This window comes from Ancylobacter dichloromethanicus (assembly GCF_018390645.1).
Lineage (GTDB): Bacteria > Pseudomonadota > Alphaproteobacteria > Rhizobiales > Xanthobacteraceae > Ancylobacter > Ancylobacter dichloromethanicus.
In genome coordinates this window covers 1-555 of the sequence record NZ_JAHBGC010000048.1, presented here as the reverse complement: position 1 = coordinate 555, position 555 = coordinate 1, and the positions used below count along the sequence as shown (strand labels likewise).

The window sequence follows — 555 nt, the reverse complement described above, 5'->3', positions numbered from 1 at the left end:
GTGATCCGCAACGGACTGCAGTGGAAGGACGCGCCGGCCGGTTACGGCCCGCACAAGACGCTCTACAACCGCTTCATCCGCTGGAGCCGGCTGGGTGTCTTCGACCGCATCTTCGCCGGCCTTGCCGGGGAAGGACCGAAACCCGAGCGCATCATGATCGATGCGACGCATCTGAAGGCCCATCGCACGGCGGCGAGCCTGCTTAAAAAGGGGATGTTCCCCGTCGTATCGGGCGAACGAAAGGCGGACTGAACTCCAAGCTTCACACCGTCTGCGACGGTGAAGGCCGGCCGATCATCATGCTCCTTTCGGAAGGCCAGATGAGCGACCACAAGGGCGCTCGTCTCGTGCTCGACGCCTTACCGCCAGCCTCTCGTCTCATCGCTGATCGCGGCTACGACAGCGCATGGTTCCGCGAGGAACTCGAAGCCAGGGGCATCGAGCCGTGCATCCCGTCGAGCCGGAGCCGAAAGACGCCCTTCGACTACGACAAGGCCCTCTACCGCCACCGCCACAAGGTCGAGAACCTGTTCGCCAAGCTCAAGGACTGGCGAC

At 63.6% G+C, this 555-nt stretch carries 1 pseudogene; it reads left to right on the top strand.

From position 1 onward, the window contains the following. Positions 1-555 (top strand): annotated as a pseudogene (locus KHC23_RS24530) (IS5 family transposase); the annotation flags it as partial.